The organism is Treponema sp. R80B11-R83G3 (genome assembly GCF_054786115.1).
The window spans coordinates 1-974 of the sequence record NZ_BDHF01000286.1; the positions used below are offsets into that span (position 1 = coordinate 1).

Genomic DNA, 974 nt, shown 5'->3' on the forward strand with positions numbered 1-974 from the left:
ACATAGAAGAATGATAAAATATTTAGATAAAATGAGTTGAAAAAACTATTTTTAAGGAAGGTATAATATGTTATCAGAAAAAGAATTTAAGGAAAAAGAAAATGAACTTGATGAGGAAATGAAAACTATATGGGAAAATCCATGTGTAGATGGTATTACCGAATATTCATTATATAAAGATGAGCCTGTAAAAATATTATGGATATTAAAAGAAAAAAATGGTTCGGATTGTAGTATTACCCATAGGGATTTTCATATAGACGTGAGACGTTATACAAGGTGGCAAGCTACATATGCTAATATAATGTATGTTTCATATGGTATTCGTGAAGGTATAAAATATTTTTCTGAAATACCTCATATTAATAAAGAAGTGTGTACAATAGGTAAAGAGAATGAAATTGTACTTGATAAAATTGCAATAATTAATATCAATAAATCTGGTGGGGGAAGTCGTACTCCAAAGGGAAAAATGATTAAAGAATATGAACGGCCTGGGGTTAAAGATTTTTTATTTAAACAAATTGAATTTATAAATCCTGATATAATTATCAATACACATGGTGTTGAAAATTTTTTCAATGATCAAGTTGGAAGTAATGAAATAATAAATTTTGAATATAACGCCGAAAGATATGCTATAAATAAAAATAAGCTTATAATTTGGACTACTCATCCCTGTGGAGCACACCAAGAAAGTTATTGTAATAATATATTAAATATTATAAATAATGTTAGAAGCAAAAATACCGTCGCCTTCATTACGAAATTTTGTTGTATCAAATATTTTGCCAAAATCCCCCATTCTTTTTACCAAAACAAAGAATTTTCGTCTTTGTTCCCTTGTCATTTCTACAAAATAGTCGAATCCGACGCTTTTCCCGTTTTTGTCATAATACCACTCCAGAGTAAATATTTGTCCAGCATAAATTTCACATGAATTTTCATCCATAACTTTATATGTAACATATTAT

1 protein-coding gene is annotated in these 974 nt (G+C 27.8%); it reads left to right on the forward strand.

Annotated elements, in window-relative coordinates; translation table 11 throughout:
• Positions 1-67: 67 nt before the first annotated feature.
• Positions 68-940 carry a hypothetical protein gene (locus ACYVRH_RS13355; RefSeq protein WP_461257386.1) on the forward strand — a complete coding sequence of 291 codons (873 nt, stop codon included), beginning with the start codon at positions 68-70 and terminating at the stop codon, positions 938-940.
• The last annotated feature ends 34 nt before the right edge of the window (positions 941-974 follow it).